The sequence below is a fragment of the Formosa sp. Hel1_33_131 genome, from assembly GCF_001735745.1.
GTDB lineage: Bacteria > Bacteroidota > Bacteroidia > Flavobacteriales > Flavobacteriaceae > Hel1-33-131.
Genome location: NZ_CP017260.1, coordinates 1,107,942 through 1,132,442 on the forward strand (window position 1 = coordinate 1,107,942; position 24,501 = coordinate 1,132,442).

The following is a 24,501-nucleotide window of genomic DNA, read 5'->3' on the forward strand; positions in this document are numbered from 1 at the left end:
AAATTAGATTCAACTTAATCAAAAAATGTGTATTGCTATTTAATTTTGAGCACTCCTTGATCACTCTCCATAAAGGCATTACTCTGCTGTAATACAGATTCCATACCACCCATGTCTTCTCCTAAAAGCGTATGACTAAAAGCCTGTGCTCTATTGAGCATGCGTATATAAACAGCGGCTTCTTGATCTCTGCTCAGCCGCCTCAAACCGCCTAAATAGTCCTCTCGATAGACCGTAGGTATAATTATTTTCGTTTGTGCTGCGCAGGCCAATTCTGCATTCATCATCACGCGAGCCAGTCTGCCGTTACCATCTAAAAACGGATGCACTTCACTGATGACAAACATCATATAGACCGCTTTCGCAAAAGGATGCGTTAGCGCCTGATAATAATCAAAACTTTTATGAAGCGTACCAACAACCAATTCCATGTCTACAAATGATGTATTACCAGCACGATTGTTCTTGTCTTTAAACTTTCCTGGTTTCTTATCGTCTCTAGCACTTAATAAAGTTTGATGTCTGTATTTTAGAATGTCAATGAACTCTTCTTTTGAACTTGGAACAATTTTCATTTCTCTAGGGTTGGAAACCAATTGATAGGTTCCTAAAACATCATGCGAATCTTCATTTCTGGCTGGCAAGGGTTGTTGCGTTGCAATAACCTGTTTTGCTTCTTCAATTTCAAAAACAGTACCCTCAATATAATTTGAGAAATAACTTTCATAAAACGCAAAATTACGATACGCTCCAGTAGTGCTGTTTTGCTCCTCTAAATTCTTGAATTCTTGTTGTTGTAATTCTCTAAACAAGTATTCAAATAACGCTATTCGATTTGAATCATAGGGTTGCCCATAAGCTCTTGCAGTTGCAACAGGAGACTTTAATATGTCAGATGGTTTGGTCGTTAGTAATGCACTAATTAGTTGGTTGAGTTTTTTAAATTCCTTTTGCATTCCAATTTCTTCTGAAATCGTTCTTGCTCTATCTCTTACTTTATTCAATTCATCTTCTCCATTAACACGTATAATCTGTTCTAATTTTTCTTCTATTTGAGGAAATGGAAGTGTTTTAGAATCTGACCCAGGTCGTTTTGAGGTTTGTAAATTTTCAAGTAATGCACGCTCTCTTTGAGAAACCATCAAACTTCCTGAAAATAAGTGATCCCCTTCAATAGCAGTCCAACCCTCTATAAAACGAATCGTTACGCCGGGAAGCTTTACTTTTTTTGTGTATTTGTAGGTTACAAATAATTGCCCTGTAGCCGTTGGTTTAAACTCAAATGCAGATCGATGACTTAATATAGATCCTGGATATTGATTTCCGAGAATGGAGAAAATGTTTCGCTGAATAATGTTTTCTGAGGTATCTTCAAAATTAGAAGTATAAATTTTTGAAGCGAGTTTTCTAATCTTACCCTCTTTTTTTAACTTAGATATCTGTCTTGAAATATTTGAATCGCTAGATCCGTAAATGATTTCTTGGAGATGTATTTGACTGTTTTTTTCCATTACAACGACTTAACTCAACAAATTTGATAACTTTTTTCCAATATAGCGCTATTTTTTACAAATAATTTCCATTATAGGGAAATGCAAATTTCCTAATATAAGTTCAATTTCGATAGATTTTCTCCAATATGACTGAGTTGAAAAAGTTCAGGTTTTTCAACAATAGATCTACTTAGCTATTTCAAATCATAGAAGCGCGTGGAAATAAAAGATTAAAAAAAAACGACTTAGCGCGTTTTGGCTAATGTATCACAAAGTGCCTCTAAATTATCCATTTCGCCCCTTATCGTATCTATAATCTCTTTAGGACTTTTATCTCCTCTGACGGGTTTAAATAAGTCCATTACCTCTATACCTAAAGTATCCGCAAACTTACCGAGCATTTCAAAACTAGGTGTTTGAGAACCAATAATAATGCGATTAATGCTACCCCTTGACATACCTACTTCAATCCCAAACCCCTCATACGTATAGCCTTTCTTTTTAATTTGTTCTTTGATGTTTAAAAAATCCATGAATAACGTTTTTAAGTTTAAGCAAATATACAAATTACGTCACTAAACAAATAAAACGTACCATATTGTTTGTAATTGTGCCTAATTACAGTACATTTGTAGTCATAAAGTGACGCAATAGAAATCAAAATCTAAAAACCATGAAACCCCAAACCGCCAAACAACTTACAGATGCCAATCAGAAAGCCCTAAAAGAGGGGAAACCAGTGCCCTACACCAAACAGCAGCACGCCGCCGCCAAAGGTTGCGACCCCGATGCTAAAAGGTATTGGAACTTTTTTTTAAACGGCAGGGAAGCCTACACCAAAAAAGAATATGCCAATACCAAAGGATGTGATGCCCTAGCCGTAATCATATGGAATCGGCTTTTACCAGATGCAGAACCATTCAGCAAACAGGAATACAGCAACACCTATGGCTTGAGTGCTAAGGACTTCATTTTATGGAACGAATGCCTGCCAGATGCCGAACCATTCACCAAACAAGAATACAACATCACCTATGGTTTTAGTGCTAACAACTTAACATTGTGGAACGAATGCCTACCAAATGCCGAACCATTCACCAAGGGTGAAATAAACGAATTGATTAAAGCAAATGACAACGAACACGCTACATAAAATCACATTTGATATAGCGTTTGATTTATGTGAATGGAGACATCTAGGCGTAAAAAAATAATTAGAATCCTATTTTAATAGTATATTTGGATATATCAAAATTTAGTATTACAATTTCTGAAGAATTAAATAATTCATAAATGAATTCTCTTTTAAAATTATATGAAACGTATTTAGACCTAAAAAAAGAGGATGATTTTGATTTTGACAAATTCAATCAATTTGCGATTGTTCATCACTCAAACTCAATTGAAGGATCTACACTTAGTAAGGAAGAAACTTATCTATTATTAAGCGAAAATTTAACCCCTAAAAATAAACCCTTAGAGCATACGTTGATGGCTATTGATCATTATGCAGCTTTAAAATACGTGATTGGTTTAGCAGCGTCTAAAACAGAACTGTCCGATGTTATTATTAGAAAAATAGCATCCTTAATAATGGATAAAACAGGCTCGGAAATATCGTCTATGGCAGGTAATTTTGATTCCTCAAAGGGGGATTACAGAAAAGTGACAGTGAGAGCGGGCAATACGACGTTTATGGATTACCAAAAAGTTCCAGAAAAAGTTAATGAGTTATTAAACTATATTAATGACACTATTAATACAGTAAAAGGGTTTCAACAAATCAATGAATTAGCTTTTGACGCCCACTTTCAGATGGTTTCAATTCATCCATTTGCGGATGGAAATGGAAGACTCAGTCGGCTTTTGATGAACTATGTACAGCACTACCATAAAATTCCGTTAACAGCGATCTATTTAGAAAACAAATCAGACTATTTTACGGCCTTAGAAGACACTCGAAATCAGAAAGACATTACTATTTTCAGGAAATTTATGTTTGATCAAACAACTAAAAATCTATTAGAAAAAATAGAGGAACTCTCTCAGAAACAAGTCTCAAAAAAGGGGAAAGGAATGAATTTTCTTTTTTAAATTATATTCGCTCAAAATACAATAGATTAATAGAAGGTTTTTTGCTGAAGACGGGACTTAGCTCCGCTGAGTCCCAGAACCAACATTTTGAGAAAAGCCGACGTCGTTCCATTATTTTCGAAACAAATGCTAATTTTTTGATCGTGCAGTGAAATAAAGCTTATAACTTAGGATCTGCAAGAGGGCTAAGTGAAATTTTGTGAAGCCTGAACAAGCTAACGTATAAAATTAGCTCCTATAAAACCCTTGATTAATATAAAAAATTAGTGTAACTGTTTTTTAGTTACACTAATTTTTATATATTTGTTTATGAGTAAGACAGAAAAACTCTTAGAAAAATTTAAAAGTATTCCTAATGATTTAACGTGGGATGAACTCGTTAAAATATTAAATTATTTGGGGTATTTTGAATTATCAAAAAAAGGTAAAACAGGGGGTTCTCGACGAAAATTTGTAAATGAACTAAAAGACGTTATAAATTTACATAAACCGCACCCTACTAAGATTATTAAAAAGTATATGATTAAGCAATTATTAGAAAAACTATAATTATGAAAAACACATTAGAATATAAAGGCTATTTAGGAACTGTAGAATATAGTAACGAAGATAATTGTCTTTATGGAAAAATTATAGGAATAGATGATTTAGTTAATTATGAAGCTCAATCGGTTGAAGAATTAAACACCTATTTTAAGGAAGCTGTTGAAGATTATTTAGCGACTTGTAAAGAAGTAAACAAAGAACCAAATAAAACATTTAAAGGCGTCTTTAATGTTCGTACCTCTAAAGATAATCATAGAGCCTTATCAATGATCGCAGAAAAAAATAAGATGAAATTAAATGAAGTTATAAATAAAGCATTTGATTTCTTTATAACAAATGAAGATAAAGTATTAGGCTAAACTCCTAAAAAAAAGCTAGGACTTAGCTCCGCTGAATCCCAGAATCAACATTTTGAAAAAAGCCGACGCCGCTGCATTATTTTCGAAACAAATGCTAATTTTTTGATTGTGCAGTGAAATAAAGCTTATAACTTAGGATCTACAAGAGGGCTAAGTGAAATTTTGTGAAGCTTACAAAGGACAGATGAAGATTAGCAAGAATTAAACAATTCATATTGTGATAAGCACATTCACTTAGGGAAATAACATAAAAAACACATTATGTATATAATGTATAATTTGTATATTTGTATAAATAATTAACTTATGAGAAAAAATATTGACATTGACGATAACGTTTTAAAAAAGTTAAAGTTCCTTTCTGCAGTTGAAGAAATTAGCGTTAAAAAGCTTATGGAAAAAGCAATTTCATTTTTTGTTGAATCCAAAGAAAAAGAACGTTTAAATTCCTTATCAGAAGAAGAAAAAGAAGATTTAGGACTTTTATTATTAATGCAACAATCGGACAGAAATGATATTGTTAGCGAAGAAGAAATTATGAAAGAACTTAGCTAATGAAAGTTATATATTTAAGGAGTTTCCTTTCTGATTTAAAAAAAATTAAAGATCAAAAAATTAAGAATAAAATTAAGATTTTGATTCTTGAAATTAAAGGAGCAAACCTATTAGAAGATGTTGAAAACATCAAAAAACTAAAAGGCTATTCTATGGCTTATAGATCACGAATTGGTGATTATAGAGTTGGAATGTATAAGGAATTTGAAAGTGTAGAGCTTGCACGTTTCGTAAAGCGAAATGATATATATAAGGTGTTTCCAAAAAAGGGGGCAAAATGAAAATAAACGTTTAAATAACCGATCGTTGGCCTTGATCCACATAATGGTACAGGCTAATAATACAACCAAGGCTAATTTTTAAATAGTACTTTGAAACAAGCAAAGATTAGAACTTAGGATCTACAAGAGGGCTAAGTGAAAATTTTGTGAAGCTTACAAAGGACAGATGAAGATTAGCAAGAATTAAACAATTCTTAGTGTGACAAACACATTCACTTAATGGAAAATAAAAAATTACTATAAAAGCTGCAAAAGGAAAAATAACACAAAATAATATTGTGATACTATTTGTATAACAGGGTGTTATTTTGTATTTTTGTTCTGTTCTTAATTATGGATGTAATAAATATTAATTAATAGAATTTTTAGAATTATGGGGAAAAAGGAAAGTTTCAAAGTTCAGACTGCTTTTAGGTTCGATCATGAACTTTTAGAGCTTGTCAGAGAGAAAGCGAAAGCACAGCGAAGAAGCCTCAATAATTATGTTGAGATATTAATGTTAAGGGATGTAGGTAACATTCCTAATGATGAAACCAAACAAGCCATAGAAGAGGCTAGAAATGGAAATTTGGGAACCATCGAAAACCTTGATAGATGGCTTGAAACACTTTAAAATAAAATGTACAAATTAGATTTTACAACTAAGTTTAAAAAGGATTTAAAAAAAATAAAAAGTAACAAAAAAGAATATGTACTTGCCGTTAAACTATTAAAAATCCTTGAAAAAGAAGGGGTTTTTGGAGTTCCAATAATTATGCGTCCCCACAAATTAACAGGAAATTATAAAGATAATTGGGAGTGTCATATCAAACCAGATTTGTTAATTATATGGGTTCAAATTGAAAATCCGAATACAGTTAAGCTCGTTAGAATAGGTTCTCATTCTGAATTATTTAAATAAAAAACTTAAAATCTAAATAACCGATCAGATAAACACTTAAATATACCGCTATGCGGAAACAAGTCTCAAAAAAGGGGAAAGGAATGCGTTTTCTTTTTTAAATTATATTCGCTCAAAATACAATAACAGTAAAATCAATATTTTTTCTTCTTTAAAAACTCTTTTAACCTTCTTTGTATATTTGTTTAGGTTAACCTGTTTGTAGGCTCCTGTAAACTATTGTAAGTCAAGGTTTTAAAGAGAGTTATTTGTCAAGTTTATGACATTATTTATATTGAAATGTGTCAAGTTTATGACGTTGTAAAATGGAGAACAAAATTAAGAAGGCTAAATATTATTTTAATTAATGCTAATTCAGATCCAATAAAATAAATATTGCCCTTTTTATTGCCCTAAAAAATAAAAACCTCTCAAAATCAATAGATTAAGAGAGGCTTTTGTACTGAAGACGGGACTTGAACCCGTACGTCCCAAGGGACATTGGATTTTAAGTCCAACGTGTCTACCAATTCCACCACTTCAGCATCTTGGTATGTTTTAAAAAAAGTATCAGAGCGAAAGACGAGATTTGAACTCGCGACCCCCACCTTGGCAAGGTGATGCTCTACCCCTGAGCTACTTTCGCAATTTTTTAATGAACGTTTCTCTACTATTGTATAGAGAGGTGCAAATTTAATACAATTCTTAGAATAGCAAAGTTTTTTTAAACTTTTTATGCTCTTTTCTTTTTGGTCAACATCCGCTTGATTTCATTCAATTTCATCAAGGCCTCAACGGGTGTCAACGTATCAATATCAATCGCCTCTATATCAGATTTTAAAGCCTCTAGCATGGGATCATCCAAATTAAAAAAGCTCAGTTGCATCTCACTGTCCAAGTCTTTGACTTTGGCCGTCAGCTCATCGCTCGAATGTGATTTCTCCAGCTGCTTCAGGATTTGTTGCGCCCGGTGTAAGACCTGTGGTGGCATCCCTGCCATTTTTGCCACATGAATCCCAAAACTGTGGTGACTACCACCCTTTACCAGAGTTCTTAAAAACAAGACATTGTCTTTCAGTTCTTTGACAGACACATTGTAATTTTTAATGCGGTCAAAGGTTTCCGTCATTTCATTCAACTCATGGTAGTGGGTTGCAAATAAGGTTTTGGCATGTGAGGGATGTTCGTGCAAGTATTCGCTAATCGCCCAGGCAATTGAAATCCCGTCGTAGGTACTCGTCCCCCGACCAATTTCATCCAACAGCACCAAACTACGTTCCGACACATTGTTTAAGATGGAAGCGGTTTCATTCATCTCCACCATAAAGGTCGATTCGCCCATCGAAATATTATCACTCGCCCCTACCCTTGTAAAAAGCTTGTCGATCAATCCGATACGCGCACTTTTGGCGGGCACAAAACTCCCAATTTGAGCCAGGAGTACAATCAAAGCCGTTTGGCGTAAAATAGCTGACTTACCAGACATATTAGGCCCTGTAATCATAATGATTTGCTGGGTATCTCGGTCTAAAAACACATCATTCGCCACATAGGATTCCCCCAACGGCAACTGCTTTTCAATCACCGGATGACGTCCTTGTTTGATATCCAAATCAAAAGAGGCATCTATTTCTGGATACACATAATTATTTTGTTGTGCCAAATGCGCAAAAGACCCCAAGCAATCCAATTGTGCAATCAGTTGTGCATTTTGCTGTACCTGTAAAATGTAGGAATGCATCCAAAGAACCAGCTCAGAAAACAGCGTTTGTTCGATGACTAAAATACGGTCTTCAGCGCCTAATATTTTACTTTCATACTCTTTGAGTTCTTCCGTAATATAACGTTCCGCATTGACCAGTGTTTGTTTTCGAATCCACGTTTCTGGCACCTTGTCTTTGTGTGAATTTCGAACTTCAATATAATAGCCAAATACATTATTGGAGGCGATTTTGAGCGATGTAATCCCAGTTGACGCACTCTCACGTTCCAACATTTTATTTAAATAATCTTTCCCTGAAAATGCAATCGCACGCAAACTTTCCAATTCTTCAGAAGCAGAAGAGGCGATGCTATTTCCTTTCAGAATATTTACAGGCGCATCTTCATTAAGCGTTTCTTTTATTTTTTCTCGCAACAACTCACAACTTTGAATCTGCTCGCCAATGCGTTTTAAATCTTCATTTTCACAGTTAGATGCCAAGGCTTTGATGGGCACAATGGCTTCCAAAGAGTTTTTTAAGTGCACCACTTCACGTGGATTCACTTTGGCGGTGGCTACTTTTGAGATCAGGCGCTCCAAATCGCCCACTTGTTTGATATAGTTTTGTGTTTTCTGAAGCGCTACTTCATTGTCCAAAAAATACTGCACCACTTCGTGACGCGCTTTTATTTTTTCTTGTGATTTTAAGGGCAATGCCAACCAACGTTTTAACAAACGTCCACCCATCGGTGAAATCGTGTGATCGATCACATCTATTAAGGTTACGGCATTGGCATTAGTCGAATGGTAAAGCTCTAAATTTCGGATGGTAAACTTATCCATCCACACATAATCACCTTCTAAAATACGCTCAATGGCGGTAATGTGTTGCAGCTTGTGGTGCTGAGTTTCCCCCAAATAATGCATGATCGCGCCAGAAGCCACCACTCCTTGCGCCAAGGCTTCAATTCCAAAGCCTTTAAGGGTTTTGGTCTGAAAATGCTTACAAAGCGTTTCGTTCGCATAATCATCCTGAAACACCCAATCTTCTAAATAGAAGGTGTGGAAATTAGCACCAAAAGTGTCATTAAAAATACTTCGTTTTTGTTTTTCTATGAGGACTTCACTCGGGTTAAAATTTTGAAGGAGTTTACCTATATATTCAGCCGAACCTTGTGCTGTGAGAAATTCTCCCGTAGAAACATCTAAAAATGCCACGCCGATTGTTTTTCCAAAATACACCGCCGCTAAAAAATTATTAGTTTTAGAACTTAAAACCTCATCATTCAACGCCACACCTGGCGTGACGAGTTCCGTAACCCCACGTTTCACAATCGATTTGGTGAGTTTTGGATCTTCTAATTGGTCACAAATCGCGACCCGCTCCCCTGCTTTGACCAATTTTGGCAAATAGGTATTGAGCGAATGGTGCGGAAATCCCGCCAATTCGGTTTCACTTTCGCTGCCTGCGCCGCGTTTGGTTAAAATAATATCTAATATTTTGGACGCCTTGACGGCATCACTTCCAAAAGTTTCATAAAAGTCGCCCACCCGAAATAATAGCAACGCATCAGGGTACTTGACCTTGATGGCATTGTATTGTTTCATTAAAGGAGTGACTTTCTTCGTTTTATTTGCCAATGGGGTTCTTGTTTTTATGCCTTACTTTTGTACGGAAGTAATAATGCTAAAGTAATTAAATTTAGCCTTTTTATAAAACTAAGTTTATTAAGATTTAAAACACGCATGCGAAAATTAGAAAATAGCGAATTGGAACGCTTATCAGTCGAAGGATTTAAAGCCGTTGAAAAAACGCCTTTAATTGTGGTTTTGGATAACATTCGAAGTTTAAATAATATTGGAAGTGTGTTTAGAACCAGTGATGCCTTTCGAATTGAAAAAATTTACCTCTGTGGGATTACGGCAACACCGCCACATAAGGATATTCAAAAAACGGCTTTGGGAAGTACCGAGTCTGTCGAATGGGAATACGCTGAGAATACTCTGGAACTTATTCAAAAATTACATGCAGAAAGCGTTCAAGTAATTTCCATTGAGCAAGCAGAAAACGCGACGATGCTGAATAAATTCACTCCCAAACCAAACACAACTTATGCCTTGGTTTTTGGAAACGAAGTGAAAGGCGTCTCTCAAGACGTTGTAAACCTTAGTGATGCAGTGATTGAAATTCCACAATATGGCACCAAGCATTCGCTAAACATATCCGTGAGTTGTGGCGTGGTGTTGTGGGATCTGTTTAGTAAATTAGACTAGGCACAAATTTGCTCTAAAATCCAAAGGTAATCCACACGGTTTTTGATGAAATCACGGTTAGAAATGTCAATGATTTTTACATTAAACTCCGGATGCTTTTGTATGAATTCCAAATAACCTGAATTGATTTTATCTAAATAACTCGACTCGATGGTTTGTTCGTAGTCGCGCCCTCTCAGTCGGATGTTCTCTTGTAAGCGTTCGGTGTTTTGATAGAGATAAATATACAAATCGGGCCTTGCAATATCTTTATAAACCTGATAAAATAATTTTCTATACAACACAAACTCATCTTCACTCAAGGTGATTTTTGAAAAAATAAGCGACTTAAATACGTCGTAATCACTCACAATAAAATCTTTAAACAAATCTAATTGCGATAAGTCATCTGAGATTTGTTGGTAGCGATCGGCCAAAAAAGACATTTCTAAAGTAAAAGCATAGCGGGTCGCATCTTCATAGAATTTTGGCAAAAATGGATTGTCCGCAAAACGCTCCAAGATTTTTTTAGCATTGAAATCATGAGACATCATGTGTGCCAAACTTGTTTTTCCTGCGCCTATATTTCCTTCTATGGCAATGAAATTATAGTTTGAAAAATCAAATGTTTGCATCGGATTTTTCAAGCGAGATTCTGAAAGTGTCAATTGGCTTTCATCTGTACACTGATCCAGCAACGTACGAATGGATTGTTTTAAAATTGGGTGTTCAAAATCGGCAGAAATATCCATGAGCGGCTGTAACACAAAAAGCCGTTCTTGAAGTCTGGGATGTGGCAACTCCAAACGCTCTGATTTTGAAATCAAGCTGTCATAAAACAACAGGTCTAAATCAATCGTTCGAGAGTGGTATTGACCATCCTCATGACGAATGCGTCCTAAACTTTGTTCAATTGCCAACAGTTTTTCCAACACTTCAGAGGCATTTAACAGGGTGGATACTTTTAGGCATCCATTGATGAAATCATCGCCCTCAAACCCCAACGCAGGCGTTTGATACAGCTTCGATATTTGATGGATACTGCCTATTTGGGTATGGATGGCATCAACAGCCGTTTGAAGGTGATTTAGTTTATCACCCTTGTTACTTCCAATCCCAATTAAAACCGTTTTTTCGTGCATCATATAAAGTAGCAAAATAACTAAAAGAAAAATTAATATGAGGGGTTTGTCTAAGTATTTATTGACAATTTAACTTCCATTTAAAAAGTCAACTTAAGACACGTTTAAGCCCACAACCAGTCCTTCGTTACTTCTCACATTGAATACTGTATTGTCTTCAAAAATAAGATATTGCCCCTTGATCCCTTTGAGAACTCCCGAGTACTCAGGTGTTTTGGTCAAGTTCAAACTTTTTGGTTTTTCAGGGTATTTCTGAACGGGAAATTCTAATTTAAGTGGTTTTTGATTGGCTAAAAAATAGGATTTAGATTCCTCTGGGATGTACTCTGATAAGCGTTGTCGCCAGTCTTCTAAATTTTCATCGGGAGCGGTGCCTTTGAGCATTTCACGCCAATTGGTTTTATCACTGACATATTTTTTAAGGGCAACTTCCGTCACCCCTGCCAAATAACGGTTGGGCACTTCTACAATCTCCAGTGCTTCTTGTGCCCCTTGATCGATCCAACGTGTAGGTACTTGGGTTTTCCGAGTGACGCCTACTTTCACGTTGCTAGAGTTTGCTAAATACACAATATGAGGTTGAAGCTGCACCCGCTTTTCATACTCCAAATCACGTTCTTCTTGATCGAGATGTGCTTTGCTGAGTTCGGGGCGCATGATCCAATCTGCCGCTTGAGGCAGTTCGAAAAAACAAGATTTACAAAATCCTTGTCTAAAAACAGGCGCTTCACTACTACAGTTTAAACACTGGTATTTGACAAAAGAAAGCGTCAATTTCTTGTTTAATAATTGGTTCATGTTTAGAATGTCATTTTCAAGCACCAAAAAATATTGAATAGGCTTTGAAAACTCCGTTTCCATTTTAGTTAAAACTCCTTGATACAGCATTAGCAAATTTTTATTACATTTAGCATGTAAATATATACAATTATATGGCAATTCCATTAGTGAATTCTGTGGCATCATGGGTTTTAAAGAAACGATTTCATCAAATTGATTTGTTTCTGAAATACCCGCATGAAGTTCAAAATGAACTGCTTATGAATTTAGTATCGATTTCTAAAGATACCGAAATTGGAAAAAATTATGATTTTAAATCCATTCGTAATTACCGCGATTTTTCTCAACGCATCCCTGTCTCCACCTATGAAGATTACCAAGATTTAATAGAACGCTCCCGAAAAGGTGAGAAAAATATATTTTGGCCAAAACCGATCAAATGGTTTGCAAAATCGAGTGGAACGACCAATGCAAAAAGCAAGTTTATCCCTGTTAGTATCGATTCTTTAGAAGATTGTCACTATGCGGCGAGTAAGGATTTACTGTGTATGTATTTGAATAATAACGAAGACTCTACGCTCTTTGATGGAAAAAATTTACGCTTGGGAGGCAGCAAAGAGCTCTATGAGGAAAATGGAACGATCTTCGGAGATTTGTCTGCTATTTTGATTCATAACATGCCTTTTTGGGCAGAGTTTAGCAGCACGCCCAGTAACAAAGTTTCTTTGATGAGTGATTGGGAATATAAGATGCAGGCGATCGTTAATGAAACGATCCATGAAAATGTAACCAGCCTTGCCGGCGTACCTTCGTGGATGTTGGTACTGCTGAATAATGTTTTAGAAACTTCTGGCAGTAAAACGATTTTGGACGTTTGGCCAAATCTGGAAGTGTACTTTCATGGTGGGGTGAGTTTTCTTCCGTACGTCGATCAATTCAAATCCATCATCCCTTCAAATTCCGTTAAGTATTATGAGATATACAATGCTTCCGAAGGCTTTTTTGCCATTCAAGATCGGAACCATTCGGATGAGCTTTTGTTAATGTTGGATTACGGTATTTTTTATGAGTTCATTCCTATGAAAACTTATGGAAGTCCAACCGAGAGAATAATCCCTTTATCGGAGGTTGAAGTCGGCGAAAACTATGCCATTATTGTGACGACGAATGCGGGCTTGTGGCGTTATAAAATTGGAGATACCGTGACGTTTACGTCTGTAGCACCCTATCGGATTAAAGTGACAGGAAGAACCAAGCATTTTATTAATGTTTTTGGAGAAGAATTGATCATTGAAAACACAGATAAGGCGATAAAAATAGCCACCCAAAAAACCAAAACGGAAATTGTGGATTATACGGCTGCACCCATATTTATGGAAGGAAAATCTAAAGGAGCCCACGAATGGATAATCGAGTTTAAAACTCCACCAAAAGACCTCTCTTATTTTGTGGAGCTTTTAGATAATTCTCTAAAGTCTTTAAATTCTGATTACGAAGCCAAGCGCTTTAACAATATAACCTTAAATATGCCTAAAGTTCATGTCGCACAAGAAGGATTGTTCTATAAATGGATGAAACGAAATAACAAATTGGGCGGTCAACACAAAGTGCCCCGCCTGTCCAATTCGCGTCAATTTTTAGAGGAGCTCTTAGAGATGAATTAAGAAACCGCTTTCAAACGTTTTATTTGAGTACGCGTCAAGTGTTTTTTAACATAGGCTTCAGTAACCACCAAGGCCGTTTCGTCATTGCTTGGCATTACAAACATGGCATCGGTTAAAATTTCTTCACATAAAGATCTTAATCCACGGGCACCAAGCTTGTATTCAATGGCTTTCTTGACAATAAAATCTAAGGCATCGTCTTCAAAAGACAACGCAATTTCATCCATTTCAAAAAGCTTTTTATATTGCTTTACAAGGGCGTTTTTGGGTTCTGTTAAAATCGCTCTTAAGGTTTCCTCATCTAAAGGATTCATGTACGTCAACACGGGTAAACGTCCAATAATTTCTGGAATCAATCCAAAATCTTTTAAATCTTTTGGGATGATGTATTGCAATAAATTTTCAGTGTCAATTTGTTCTTCGTCATGTGAAACCTTGTAGCCAATAGCGGACATATTGAGGCGTTTTGAGATATGACGATCGACGCCATCAAATGCACCTCCAGCGATGAATAAAATATTTTCTGTATTGACTTCTATGAATTTTTGATCTGGGTGTTTTCGACCGCCTTTTGGTGGGACATTCACAACCGTTCCTTCTAATAATTTCAAAAGTGCTTGTTGTACGCCTTCTCCAGACACATCACGTGTGATGGATGGGTTGTCGCTTTTACGAGCAATTTTATCAATTTCATCGATAAAAACAATGCCACGTTCGGCTTTTTCTTGATCGTAATCTGCCGCTTGTAAGAGACGTGTGAGCATACTTTCTACATCCTCACCCACATAACCAGCTTCAGTTAACACCGTCGCATCGACGATGGCTAAAGGGACGTTGAGCATTTTCGCAATGGTTTTGGCCATCAGGGTTTTTCCGGTCCCTGTTTGCCCTACCATAATAATATTACTTTTTTGGATTTCGATATCGTCCTCCGTAGGCGGTTGCAACAAACGTTTGTAGTGGTTGTAAACCGCTACCGACATTACTTTTTTGGTTTGCTCTTGCCCAATAATATAAGAATCCAAAAAGGCTTTGATTTCTTGGGGTTTTTTGAGCATGACATCCGAAGTGAGTCCGCTGCCATTATCTTGCTTTGTTTCTTCAAGGACAATGCCATTGGCTTGCTCTATACAGCGATCACAGATGTGCGCATCGATTCCTGCAATGAGTAAGTTGGTGTCGGCTTTTTTCTTGCCACAAAATGAACAGTCTAATTCTTCTTTTGCCATAACTCCTTTGGGGTGTTTTTAACTTCGCGTTAATATTTCGTCAATCATACCGTATTCTAAAGCCTTATCAGATTTCATCCAATAATCACGATCACTATCTTTGTACACTTTGTCATACTCTTGACCGGAGTGCTTACTAATGATTTTATAAAGTTCTTCTTTTAAGATTAGAATTTCGCGGGCTGTAATTTCAATATCACTTGCTTGTCCTTGCGCACCTCCTAGTGGTTGGTGAATCATCACTCTTGAGTGTGTCAATCCACTACGTTTTCCTTTAGCTCCTGCACATAATAATACAGCTCCCATTGAGGCTGCCATTCCTGTACAAATCGTTGCGACGTCGGGCTTGATCAACTGCATTGTGTCATAAATTCCAAGTCCTGCATACACACTTCCTCCTGGAGAGTTGATGTATATTTGGATGTCTTTGGTGGCGTCTGTACTTTCTAAAAACAACAGTTGTGCTTGAATAATATTAGCAACTTGATCGTTGATCGCTGTTCCCATAAATATAATACGATCCATCATCAATCTTGAAAACACATCAAAAACAGCAACATTCATTTGACGTTCTTCAATAATGTTTGGCGTCAAACCCATAGGTGTCATACTGCTTACTATTTTATCATAATAAGTGCTGCTGATTCCATGGTCTGAGATGGCGTATTTTTTGAATTCATTTCCGTAATCCATAATGCTTTTTTTAAGTTTTTAAAATGTAAATATAAAACTATTTATAATTTGCTTTAAAGGTATAAAAAAACACTTCCTAAAAAGTGTTTTTTGCTTAATTATTTATAAAATTACTTCCCGTAAACTTCTTTAACGAAGGCTTCGTAAGCTAATTTTTTATCTTTAAAATTAGCGTTTTCTTTATAAAAATCTAATAATTTTTGACTTGTGAGTTGTTCAGAAATACGTTTCACTTCGTCTTGGTTTGAAAGTACACGTGCAACGATATCGTCAATTTCTTTTTCGGTTGGGTTCATTTGACCGTACTGTGCCATTTGCCCTTTGATCATCTCCGAAGTGTAGGCTTTTAAATCTTCAAAATTAACTTGAAGATTGTTTTCTACAATAAGCTTGCTTTCAATTAATTGGTAGCGCATGCTTTTTTCTGACTTCTCAAATTCCTCTTTGGCTTGCGCCTCGTTTAATTCGGTTTCGCCAGCCGTTTGTATCCATTTCTGAAGAAACTTCACTGGTAAATCAAATTTTGTGTTTTCTACAAGGTGTTCAGTCACATCGTTCAAGAATTTCTGATCTGCTTGTTGTACGAATTGTTTTTCAGCATCTTCTGTGATTTTAGCTCTCAATTCTGTCACTGAATTCACAGCGCCTGGACCAAATAACTTATCAAACAACTCTTGATCTAAATCTGCTAATTCTCTTGTGTTCACTTCACTGATTGTAAAGGTCACTTGCACATCAAGTCCATGAGCCGTGTCGTGATCTACTTTTAAATAGGTCATCAAATCGTGGGAGTCATTAAACAACCCTTTGGTGTCTAATGTCAACACATCGCCAACGTTAGCTCCTGAAAAAGCTTTTACATTTGGTTTTCCTTTTAACTTATCTAAAGTCAAAGTTGCGGTTGCTTCAATCCCTTCTGCGTCATTGAAAAATACTCCAGTGACTTCATCTTCATCGCCAACGACTGTTTTGGCAACAAGTTTTCCGTATTGTTTTTGAATGTTGATCAATTGATCGTCAATCATTTTTTTATCGGCAGTAATCGTGTATTTAGTAAGTGCTTTTTTAGCTTTTAGTTTGATTTCAAATTCTGGACTTAATCCGATTTCAAATTCAAACGAAAAATCATCCCCTTCCCAATCCAAATCGTCTTTAGCTATTGGCAGTGGATTTCCTAAAACATCTAGTTTTTCATCTGTCAGGTATTTCCCTAAAGCTTCTTGAAGTGTCTTATTGACTTCGTCAGCCAACACGGATTTTCCATATTGCTTTTTAACAAGACCCATCGGGACTTGTCCTTTTCTAAAGCCAGGAATGTTCGCTGTTTTGCGGTAATTTGTTAAAATTTTCTCTACGTTTTCAGAATAATCTGATTTCGTAATATCAATCTTAACCACGGCATTTAACGTGTCAATAGTTTCTCTTGTAATATTCATTGTGATGAAATAAAAATTGGGTGGCAAAAATACAATATTTTTAATGCCTTACAAACATTTTTAAGCTTATGTGTATCAAGTGATAAACGTGCAAACACGATCGAAGAATTCCACTGGGTTTTCGGCATGCAGCCAATGGCCTGCATTTGAAATCGTTTTGAGGGTTGCACTCGGGAATTGAATTTTTATAAGCGCTTCATCTGCAGCGGAAATATACTCTGATTTATCACCTCTTAAAAACAGGGTGTCTTTTTGAAAAACCAATGTTGACGGCAAAGCTTCTCCCACCTCAGAAACTTGTGCTTTGAGCACTTCTAAATTGATCCGAAGCCCTAAAACATCTGGAGAAATTCTGTACACATTTTTCAATAAAAATTGGCGTGTTCCAACCTCGTGAACGTATTTAGACAATTGGGTTTCCGCTTCTTTTCTAGAGAAGATTTCCTCGAAATTCAGGGAAGTCAATCCTTCTAAAATAGCATCGTGATGGACTGGATAAAATCGAGGGGAGATATCGGCTACAATTAATTTTGAAACAATTTTCGGATAAAGTGCCGCAAAAAGCATGGCTGTTTTTCCGCCCATAGAATGCCCTAAAAGCACAATATTCTCTAAATCATGTTGACTGCAATAGGCTTTTAAATCTGCTGCTAATACATCATAATTAAATTCTGAATCGTGAAAACTGCGTCCGTGATTCCGTTGATCGACGAGGTGAACTTGAAAGCCTAAACCTGAAAACTGTTTTGCGAGGGTTTTCCAATTATCGCCCATCCCCAAAAATCCATGGAGAATAATGAACGGCTTCCCCTCTCCTATAATATTGGAATGTAAGTGCATTATTTTAATTTATTCAAATACATATTAATCACATTGTCAATTCCTAAATACAAGCTCTCTGAAATGAGGGCGTGTCCGATAGAAACTTCTAACAATCCTGGGGAGTTTTCTTTGAAAAATTGAATGTTTTCGAGTGACAAATCGTGTCCTGCATTCAAACCTAAGTCCAATTGCAAAGCACGTTCTGCACATTCAGTGTAAGGAATCATTGCGTTTTTATTTCCAAGAGAAAATTGATGCGCAAATGCTTCGGTGTATAGCTCAATACGGTCTGCTCCTATTGCCTTCGAGCCCTCAACTTGTTTGAGGGTTGGGTCTAAAAACACCGAGGTTCGGATGTCGTTTTGTTTAAATTCTTGAATGATTTCGGTTAAAAACCCTTTATGTTTGAGGGTATCCCAGCCTGCATTGGACGTAATTGCATCTTCTGCATCGGGTACTAAAGTGACTTGCGTGGGTTTGATTTTTAGCACCATGTCTATAAATTCTGGGATGGGATTTCCTTCAATATTATATTCAGTATAAACGACTGATTTTAAATCGTAAGCATCTTGATAGCGAATGTGACGTTCATCTGGACGTGGGTGAATTGTGACCCCTTGAGCTCCAAACTCTTGCACATCTTTAGCAAACTGAACTACATTGGGAGTATTGCCGCCTCTAGAGTTTCGTAGGGTGGCAATTTTATTGATATTAACGCTTAATTTGGTCATTAAAAATTGAATTTGAAACAAAAATACAAAGTACTTAACGCTTAAAGTATATTATTTTTGATTAATTTGCATCTGATTAAAATGAACCCATGCCTTTAAATCAATTTATTATAAACGATCTAAACCCCTCAAGTCCTAAAACACTTGTAGAGGAGTTACAGACTGTTTTTAAACAGTTAACTTATTCGCATATTCCTATTTTAAAAGATCAGGTTTATTTGGGTTGCTTGTCTGAAACAGATGTGTATTGCTTTGAATCCCATCAAGCCGTCTCAGAAGTACTCTATGCTGTGGAAGGTTTTTTTGTGCGAGATTCCTCCTTATGGCTCGATGTTTTGGAAGCGTTTGCGCAAAACAACTGTAACATCATGCCTGTTTTGGATGCTGAAAATAAGTATATAGGTTATTATCAATTGAGCGATATTATTTCATTGTTTAATAAAACGCCTTTTTTTTCGGAGCCAGGCGGGATTCTTGTCATTGAAAAAGGGCAAAACGATTTTTCGTTTAGTGAAATCAGTCAAATTGTAGAGTCTAATGACGCAAAATTACTAGGCGCTTTTATCTCTAAAAACGAAAATGATTTGACTCAAATTACGCTTAAAATTGGAGATTCTGGATTAAGCACCATTTTACAGGCATTTAGACGCTACGGATATACGATCATTTCGGGCCACGAAGACGACACTTTTTTACGAACGCTTAAAGAACGATCGGCGTATTTAGACACCTATTTAAACCTTTAAGTGATAAAATCAACTCAAATGAAAATAGCTGTTTATGGCCCCCTTTATAACGAGCGCTCAAAAAGCACAATTCAAACACTCATTGCGTATTTAAAAAAACGGGATGCCAAAGTAGTTTTTGAAAAAAACTTTCACGCGTCCATTGTGTCAGATTCTGATATTGATTTAAGTTCTTACTTGTTTGATACTTTTAAAACTTTAGATGCATCCTTTGATTTGTTAATCAGCATTGGTGGCGATGGAACCATTTTAAGAGCCATTACATTTGTAAAAGATTTAACGATTCCGATTGTAGGAATCAACACGGGACGCTTAGGGTTTTTGGCAACCATTCCTATGAATACCATTCAAAAAGCGATGAATGAAATTTTTGAAGGAAATTATAGAATTTCAAAACGGAGCTTACTAACTATTGCTGTGGATACTAAAGACACTGCTTTTGATTTGGACTTCGCATTGAATGAAATTGCTGTAAGTCGAAAAAATACCACTTCTATGATTTCTGTTGAAACATGGTTAGACGACGAGTATCTAACCTCTTATTGGGCGGATGGCCTGATCGTTTCTACGCCTACCGGCTCAACAGGTTACTCTTTAAGTTGTGGCGGACCCGTTATCATACCAGAATCAGACAGCTTGGTACTAACACCCATCGCACCTCACAATCTTAATGCACGTCCGTTAGTGATTTCGAGTGATAAGGTTATAAAATTAAAAGTCAGTGGTCGTGAAGAGCAGCACCTTGTTTCGTTAGACTCAAGAATCAACACCTTAGAAAACAATACGACCATCACCATTCAAAAAGCACCTTTTTGTATTCATATGATTGAACTCAAAGAAGATGGATTTTTAGAAACCCTTCGAAAAAAGCTGTTGTGGGGCGCAGACCCAAGGAATTAAGCAATATATCTTTAGAAATCAAGTTTAGTCATTAGCGAGAAAACAAATGACTTGTTCCATCTCTAAATTATTATATTTGCATTCTTAAAATCACAATGAAAACAACTTTAACCCTTATATGTTTCCTTTTTATGTCGAGTTTGAGTTTTTCTCAAATCTACGAAATAGGTGGATTTGTGGGTGGAAGTAATTTTATTGGGGATGTAGGGTCAACTCAATTTGTGAATCCCAATAAACTTGCTTTTGGAGGGCTTTTTAAATGGAACCGAAGCCCCAGACATTCCTTGAGAGCGAGTTTGACGTACAGCACACTCTCTGCCAATGATGCATTATCAAGTGATCCTCGAAGAAAACTACGTGCCTATAATTTTAATGCAGATATTTTAGAGGCTTCTGTTGGCATAGAGTTTAATTTTTTAGATTTTGATTTACATGCGGCAACGCCGATGTCCACTCCTTATATTTATACGGGGATCAGCATGGCCAACCATCCGAATTTTTATTTCACCAACGTTGATTTAGTCTCTGAAAAAACAAGAAGCAATGCCTACGGAATTCCGATTACGCTAGGGTTCAAGACAACTTTGACACGGCATATTATTCTTGCTTTAGAAGTTGGGGCACGTTATACGTTTTCTGATGAACTCGATGGAAGTGAGCCTGACACAGAGGAATTAAAAAAAATTGTGCGTTTTGGCAATTTTAATAATAACGATTGGTATGTATTTAGCGGTTTTACATTAACTTACACCTTTGGTAGAAAACCTTGTTATTGTTATTTTTAATATGAGTCTAAAATCTAAAATCCATTCTGAAAACCTTCCAAAGCACATTGCCATCATTATGGATGGAAATGGACGTTGGGCAAAAGAAAAAGGCTTTCTTAGAGTCTTTGGGCATGAAAATGGGACAAAGTCCGTCAAAACTACCGTAGAAAGCTGTGCCGAACTTGGTATAGAAAATTTGACGCTTTATGCTTTCTCGACTGAAAACTGGAATCGCCCTAAATTAGAAGTAAAAACTTTAATGCAACTTTTGATTTCTTCTTTAAAGAAAGAAATGAATACACTGCAAAAAAACAGTATCCGACTAAATGCCATAGGCAATCTTGAGCATCTGCCAGCACGTGTTCGGAAGGAATTATTGCATGTCATTGATGAAACTAAGAACAACACACGGATGACTTTAACACTTGCATTGAGCTATGGTTCTAGGGATGAACTGGTGAATGCGACGAAACAAATATGTGATAAAGTTAAAAATAATATAATTTCAGTAGAAAATATCGATGAAACGCTAATTAATCAGCATCTTTACACCCAGAATTTGCCAGATGTTGATTTATTAATCCGTACAAGTGGCGAAAAACGTATCAGTAATTTCCTTTTATGGCAGATTGCTTATGCAGAATTATATTTTACTGATGTATACTGGCCAGATTTTACGAATGAGAATTTGTATGAAGCCATTATAAATTATCAAAAAAGAGAAAGACGATTTGGAAAAACAAGTGAACAGCTTCATTAATAAAGCTTTTAGATACAGAAATACAATCCTTTGCTTTTGCTTACTTTTAAGCAGTTTTGTAATATTCTCCCAGGAAACAAAACCGAAAATAACAACATTTACCATTGCTGACATTACTGTCACTGGTGAAACCTCCTATGGTTCTGAAACCATCCTCACATATTCCGGGTTAAAAAAAGGGGAATCTGTAATTATCCCTGGTGGCGTCAAAATAAGTGCTGCAATCAAAAAATTGTGGGACTCTAACTTGTTTAGTAGTATTGAGGTGTATGCAACTAAAACGGAAGGAAGTAGTGTGTACTTAGAAGTTGCATTAAATGATTTACCCGAACTGAAAGACGTCAAAATTGTGGGCGTCAAAAAAGGAAAAATAAAAGAGATCATTAAAGAAAACAACCTCACTTCAGGTGTTAAGGTTACCGAGAATTTAATCACTACTACCAAGAATTATCTTGAAAACAAGTATCGTAAACTTGGGTTTTTAAATGCAAAAACAACCGTTACAACCTCTAAGGTTGTGGATTCTGTCAAAAAATCTCGAGTGAACATGTTGGTGCGAATTGATAGAGGTCAAAAAATAAAAGTTAAAAGCATTACTTTTGATGGTGCTGAAAAACTTAGTGCTAAAAAACTTCGTAAAGCAATGAAAAATACGAAGCAAAAAAACATATTTCGTGTGTTAAAGCGTTCTAAATATATTGAAGCCGATTACAAAGAAGATTTACAAAGTGTCGTTGATAAATATAAAGAAAAAGGATACAGAGATGCACGTGTTATTTCGGATACGCTCACAACAAACGACAACAACACAATCAGTTTAAATATTGGCGTAGAAGAAGGCGAAAAATACTATTATGGATCAATTAATTTCTTAGGAAACTCGATCTATTCTGATGAACAACTGAATCAAGTTTTAAAAATAAAAAGAGGAGACACCTATAACGGGATTGAATTAGAAAAAAGAATCGCAGACAATTCAGATCCTGATGCCTTTGATTTGACAAATTTATATCAGAACAATGGCTATTTATTTTCTACAATTACACCTGTTGAAGTCAGTACTGATGGAAACATCATTGACATGGAAATTCGGGTTACGGAAGGAAAACCAGCATATTTCAAAAACATCAGTGTTTCTGGAAATGATAAAACAAATGATGCGGTTATCTATAGAGAACTTAGAACGCGACCCGGGCAATTGTACAGCAAGAGTAACATTGTAAGAACCATTCGTGAACTTGGGCAGCTTGGGTATTTTGATGCACAGCAAATCTCACCAGATTTAAAGAACGTAAATCCAACAGATGGAACTTTAGATGTTGAATATACAGTTGTTGAAAAAGGGGCTAGCCAGATTGAATTGCAAGGTGGTTATGGCGGTGGTGGATTCATCGGAACCTTAGGGCTTTCGTTCAATAATTTTGCGATGAAAGATATTTTTAATAAAAAAGCTTACAAACCGTTTCCAATGGGTGATGGACAGAGCTTAGCATTGCGTTTACAAGCCAGTCGATTTTATCAGACTTACAGCTTGTCATTTACAGAACCTTGGTTAGGTGGTAAAAAACCGGTGCAATTTTCTTCATCGCTTTCTCAAACTAAACAGTTTTTATACAATCCTGCGACTCGAAATGCAGATAGAGATAGAAGCTTTAACATTACAGGAATTACATTTGGAATTGCTAAAAAACTATCCGTTCCAGATGATTACTTTGTATTGTCGCAAGCGGTAAGTTTCCAATACTATGATTTGAACAATTACAATACAGGCTTATTTACATTTGGAAATGGAAATTCTAACAACCTAGCCTATACCGTTGGATTAAGTCGAAACAATACGTTTAATGACCCTATATATCCTGAAGGGGGTTCTAGTTTCAGTTTAACTGCAAAACTGAGCTTCCCGTACTCCGCGGTCAACAATGTAGATTACGGCGCTTTGAAAAGAGAAAGAAAAGCCCAAGAGGATCTCAGAGATCAATATATAACGACGAATCTTCCCGAAGCACCCGAAATAGTAAATGCAGCCACGACTCGAATTGGCGAAATTGATCAAGAACGTTATAAATGGTTAGAATTTTATAAAATTAAATTTAAGGGAGAATGGTACACGAAGTTGGCTGGAAAGTTAATTTTGAAACCCACCTTTGAGTTTGGGTTTTTAGGAGCCTACAACAACGACAGAGGAGTTATTCCTTTTGAACGTTTCTTTCTTGGAGGAGATGGTTTAGGAACCTACAGTCTTGATGGAAGAGAAGCCATTGCATTACGAGGGTATCCAAATCAATCACTCTCAAGTCAAGATGGTGGATCAATTTATAATAAATTCTCTTTAGAGCTAAGACATCCAATAACATTGGCACAACAAACAAAAATATATGCACTTGCCTTTTTAGAAGGTGGTGCTTCTTATAATAATTTTGATGATTTCGATCCGTTCGCAATCAAACGATCAGCAGGAATTGGATTGCGATTATTTATGCCTGCTTTTGGTTTATTAGGGATTGATTTTGGGCATGGGTTTGATCCATTACCAAATGAAACTGTTAAAAGTGGATGGCAAACCCACTTTATTATAGGACAACAATTTTAATATTTGGAACGGTATTTTCTATAAGCAAACAGAATGAATGGAGTTAAGTTGAAATATTTTAAAATTTATTTCGTT

General features: G+C 36.1%; 25 protein-coding genes and 2 tRNA genes. 15 read left to right on the forward strand and 12 right to left on the reverse strand.

Translation table 11 applies throughout. From position 1 onward, the window contains the following. Window positions 1-35: 35 nt before the first annotated feature. Together FORMB_RS04900 and FORMB_RS04905 are read right to left on the reverse strand one after the other, a co-directional pair. Entirely contained in the window at window positions 36-1,511 is a 1,476-nt protein-coding gene (locus FORMB_RS04900) for a Fic family protein (RefSeq protein WP_069676392.1), read from the reverse strand. 227 nt (window positions 1,512-1,738) lie between these two features. Then, window positions 1,739-2,026 (reverse strand): helix-turn-helix domain-containing protein, encoded by a 288-nt coding sequence (locus FORMB_RS04905; RefSeq protein WP_069676393.1) that lies wholly within the window; start codon window positions 2,024-2,026, stop codon window positions 1,739-1,741. Between the two features lie 140 nt (window positions 2,027-2,166). On the opposite strand from FORMB_RS04905, the gene FORMB_RS04910 reads away from it, so the two are divergent. The 8 genes from FORMB_RS04910 (at window position 2,167) to FORMB_RS04945 (ending at window position 6,229) form a co-directional block, all read left to right on the forward strand. Continuing rightward, the gene (locus tag FORMB_RS04910; RefSeq protein ID WP_069676394.1) at window positions 2,167-2,646 is read left to right on the forward strand and encodes a hypothetical protein; all 480 of its coding nucleotides are present in this window, start codon (window positions 2,167-2,169) and stop codon (window positions 2,644-2,646) included. 140 nt (window positions 2,647-2,786) lie between these two features. Continuing rightward, window positions 2,787-3,587 carry a Fic family protein gene (locus tag FORMB_RS04915; RefSeq protein ID WP_083243910.1) on the forward strand — a complete coding sequence of 267 codons (801 nt, stop codon included), beginning with the start codon at window positions 2,787-2,789 and terminating at the stop codon, window positions 3,585-3,587. 309 nt (window positions 3,588-3,896) lie between these two features. Next, window positions 3,897-4,136 carry a type II toxin-antitoxin system HicA family toxin gene (locus FORMB_RS04920; protein WP_069676395.1) on the forward strand — a complete coding sequence of 80 codons (240 nt, stop codon included), beginning with the start codon at window positions 3,897-3,899 and terminating at the stop codon, window positions 4,134-4,136. A gap of 2 nt (window positions 4,137-4,138) precedes the next feature. Further along, window positions 4,139-4,492 carry a type II toxin-antitoxin system HicB family antitoxin gene (locus FORMB_RS04925; protein ID WP_069676396.1) on the forward strand — a complete coding sequence of 118 codons (354 nt, stop codon included), beginning with the start codon at window positions 4,139-4,141 and terminating at the stop codon, window positions 4,490-4,492. A 306-nt stretch (window positions 4,493-4,798) separates the two neighbouring features. Then, entirely contained in the window at window positions 4,799-5,047 is a 249-nt protein-coding gene (locus FORMB_RS04930; RefSeq protein ID WP_069676397.1) for a hypothetical protein, read from the forward strand. Then, the gene (locus FORMB_RS04935) at window positions 5,047-5,328 is read left to right on the forward strand and encodes a plasmid stabilization protein (protein ID WP_069676398.1); all 282 of its coding nucleotides are present in this window, start codon (window positions 5,047-5,049) and stop codon (window positions 5,326-5,328) included. The genes FORMB_RS04930 and FORMB_RS04935 overlap by 1 nt, the downstream gene beginning before the upstream one ends. Window positions 5,329-5,701: 373 nt before the next feature. Continuing rightward, window positions 5,702-5,941 carry a hypothetical protein gene (locus FORMB_RS04940; protein WP_069676399.1) on the forward strand — a complete coding sequence of 80 codons (240 nt, stop codon included), beginning with the start codon at window positions 5,702-5,704 and terminating at the stop codon, window positions 5,939-5,941. 6 nt (window positions 5,942-5,947) lie between these two features. Further along, a complete protein-coding gene (locus FORMB_RS04945) occupies window positions 5,948-6,229 on the forward strand; it encodes a type II toxin-antitoxin system RelE/ParE family toxin (RefSeq protein ID WP_069676400.1) in 282 nt (93 codons plus the stop codon). A gap of 440 nt (window positions 6,230-6,669) precedes the next feature. On the opposite strand, the gene FORMB_RS04950 is transcribed toward FORMB_RS04945, so the two are convergent. The 3 genes from FORMB_RS04950 to mutS form a co-directional block, all read right to left on the reverse strand. Beyond that, a tRNA-Leu gene (locus FORMB_RS04950) sits at window positions 6,670-6,753 on the reverse strand. Between the two features lie 29 nt (window positions 6,754-6,782). Then, window positions 6,783-6,854: transfer RNA gene (locus tag FORMB_RS04955), tRNA-Gly, on the reverse strand. Window positions 6,855-6,941: 87 nt separating this feature from the next. Next, the gene (gene mutS, locus FORMB_RS04960) at window positions 6,942-9,551 is read right to left on the reverse strand and encodes a DNA mismatch repair protein MutS (protein ID WP_069676401.1); all 2,610 of its coding nucleotides are present in this window, start codon (window positions 9,549-9,551) and stop codon (window positions 6,942-6,944) included. Between the two features lie 105 nt (window positions 9,552-9,656). On the opposite strand from mutS, the gene FORMB_RS04965 reads away from it, so the two are divergent. Further along, a complete protein-coding gene (locus tag FORMB_RS04965; protein WP_069676402.1) occupies window positions 9,657-10,184 on the forward strand; it encodes an RNA methyltransferase in 528 nt (175 codons plus the stop codon). Here FORMB_RS04965 and folK read toward each other — a convergent pair. Both folK and FORMB_RS04975 read right to left on the reverse strand, forming a co-directional pair. Beyond that, complete coding sequence (gene folK, locus FORMB_RS04970; protein ID WP_069676403.1) at window positions 10,181-11,308, reverse strand: 2-amino-4-hydroxy-6-hydroxymethyldihydropteridine diphosphokinase; 1,128 nt, start codon at window positions 11,306-11,308, stop codon at window positions 10,181-10,183. The two genes, FORMB_RS04965 and folK, sit on opposite strands and share 4 nt — an antisense overlap. Window positions 11,309-11,398: 90 nt before the next feature. Continuing rightward, on the reverse strand, window positions 11,399-12,193 hold the full coding sequence (locus tag FORMB_RS04975; protein ID WP_069676404.1) for a DUF2797 domain-containing protein: 795 nt from the start codon (window positions 12,191-12,193) through the stop codon (window positions 11,399-11,401). A gap of 44 nt (window positions 12,194-12,237) precedes the next feature. Between FORMB_RS04975 and FORMB_RS04980 the strand changes: the two genes are divergently transcribed. After that, complete coding sequence (locus FORMB_RS04980; protein ID WP_069676405.1) at window positions 12,238-13,749, forward strand: GH3 auxin-responsive promoter family protein; 1,512 nt, start codon at window positions 12,238-12,240, stop codon at window positions 13,747-13,749. Here FORMB_RS04980 and clpX read toward each other — a convergent pair. The 5 genes from clpX to FORMB_RS05005 all read right to left on the reverse strand — a co-directional run bounded on the left by clpX (window position 13,746) and on the right by FORMB_RS05005 (window position 18,660). Continuing rightward, complete coding sequence (gene clpX, locus FORMB_RS04985; protein ID WP_069676406.1) at window positions 13,746-14,978, reverse strand: ATP-dependent Clp protease ATP-binding subunit ClpX; 1,233 nt, start codon at window positions 14,976-14,978, stop codon at window positions 13,746-13,748. The two genes, FORMB_RS04980 and clpX, sit on opposite strands and share 4 nt — an antisense overlap. Window positions 14,979-14,996: 18 nt before the next feature. Further along, on the reverse strand, window positions 14,997-15,671 hold the full coding sequence (gene clpP, locus FORMB_RS04990) for an ATP-dependent Clp endopeptidase proteolytic subunit ClpP (protein ID WP_069676407.1): 675 nt from the start codon (window positions 15,669-15,671) through the stop codon (window positions 14,997-14,999). Window positions 15,672-15,781: 110 nt separating this feature from the next. Then, window positions 15,782-17,107 carry a trigger factor gene (tig, locus tag FORMB_RS04995; RefSeq protein ID WP_069676408.1) on the reverse strand — a complete coding sequence of 442 codons (1,326 nt, stop codon included), beginning with the start codon at window positions 17,105-17,107 and terminating at the stop codon, window positions 15,782-15,784. 75 nt (window positions 17,108-17,182) lie between these two features. Further along, window positions 17,183-17,947 (reverse strand): alpha/beta fold hydrolase, encoded by a 765-nt coding sequence (locus tag FORMB_RS05000; RefSeq protein WP_069676409.1) that lies wholly within the window; start codon window positions 17,945-17,947, stop codon window positions 17,183-17,185. Beyond that, entirely contained in the window at window positions 17,947-18,660 is a 714-nt protein-coding gene (locus tag FORMB_RS05005; protein ID WP_069676410.1) for a pyridoxine 5'-phosphate synthase, read from the reverse strand. Before FORMB_RS05005 ends, FORMB_RS05000 begins: the two co-directional genes overlap by 1 nt. A gap of 89 nt (window positions 18,661-18,749) precedes the next feature. On the opposite strand from FORMB_RS05005, the gene FORMB_RS05010 reads away from it, so the two are divergent. The 5 genes from FORMB_RS05010 (at window position 18,750) to FORMB_RS05030 (ending at window position 24,426) form a co-directional block, all read left to right on the forward strand. Next, entirely contained in the window at window positions 18,750-19,406 is a 657-nt protein-coding gene (locus FORMB_RS05010; RefSeq protein WP_069676411.1) for a CBS domain-containing protein, read from the forward strand. A gap of 18 nt (window positions 19,407-19,424) precedes the next feature. Beyond that, on the forward strand, window positions 19,425-20,306 hold the full coding sequence (locus FORMB_RS05015) for an NAD kinase (protein WP_069676412.1): 882 nt from the start codon (window positions 19,425-19,427) through the stop codon (window positions 20,304-20,306). A 95-nt stretch (window positions 20,307-20,401) separates the two neighbouring features. Beyond that, window positions 20,402-21,091: a type IX secretion system protein PorG gene (locus tag FORMB_RS05020; RefSeq protein WP_069676413.1), complete on the forward strand. Its 690-nt coding sequence runs from the start codon at window positions 20,402-20,404 to the stop codon at window positions 21,089-21,091. Window position 21,092: 1 nt separating this feature from the next. Beyond that, complete coding sequence (locus tag FORMB_RS05025; protein ID WP_069677903.1) at window positions 21,093-21,833, forward strand: isoprenyl transferase; 741 nt, start codon at window positions 21,093-21,095, stop codon at window positions 21,831-21,833. Further along, window positions 21,805-24,426, forward strand: a complete 2,622-nt coding sequence (locus tag FORMB_RS05030) for a POTRA domain-containing protein (protein WP_069676414.1) — start codon at window positions 21,805-21,807, stop codon at window positions 24,424-24,426. The genes FORMB_RS05025 and FORMB_RS05030 overlap by 29 nt, the downstream gene beginning before the upstream one ends. The last annotated feature ends 75 nt before the right edge of the window (window positions 24,427-24,501 follow it).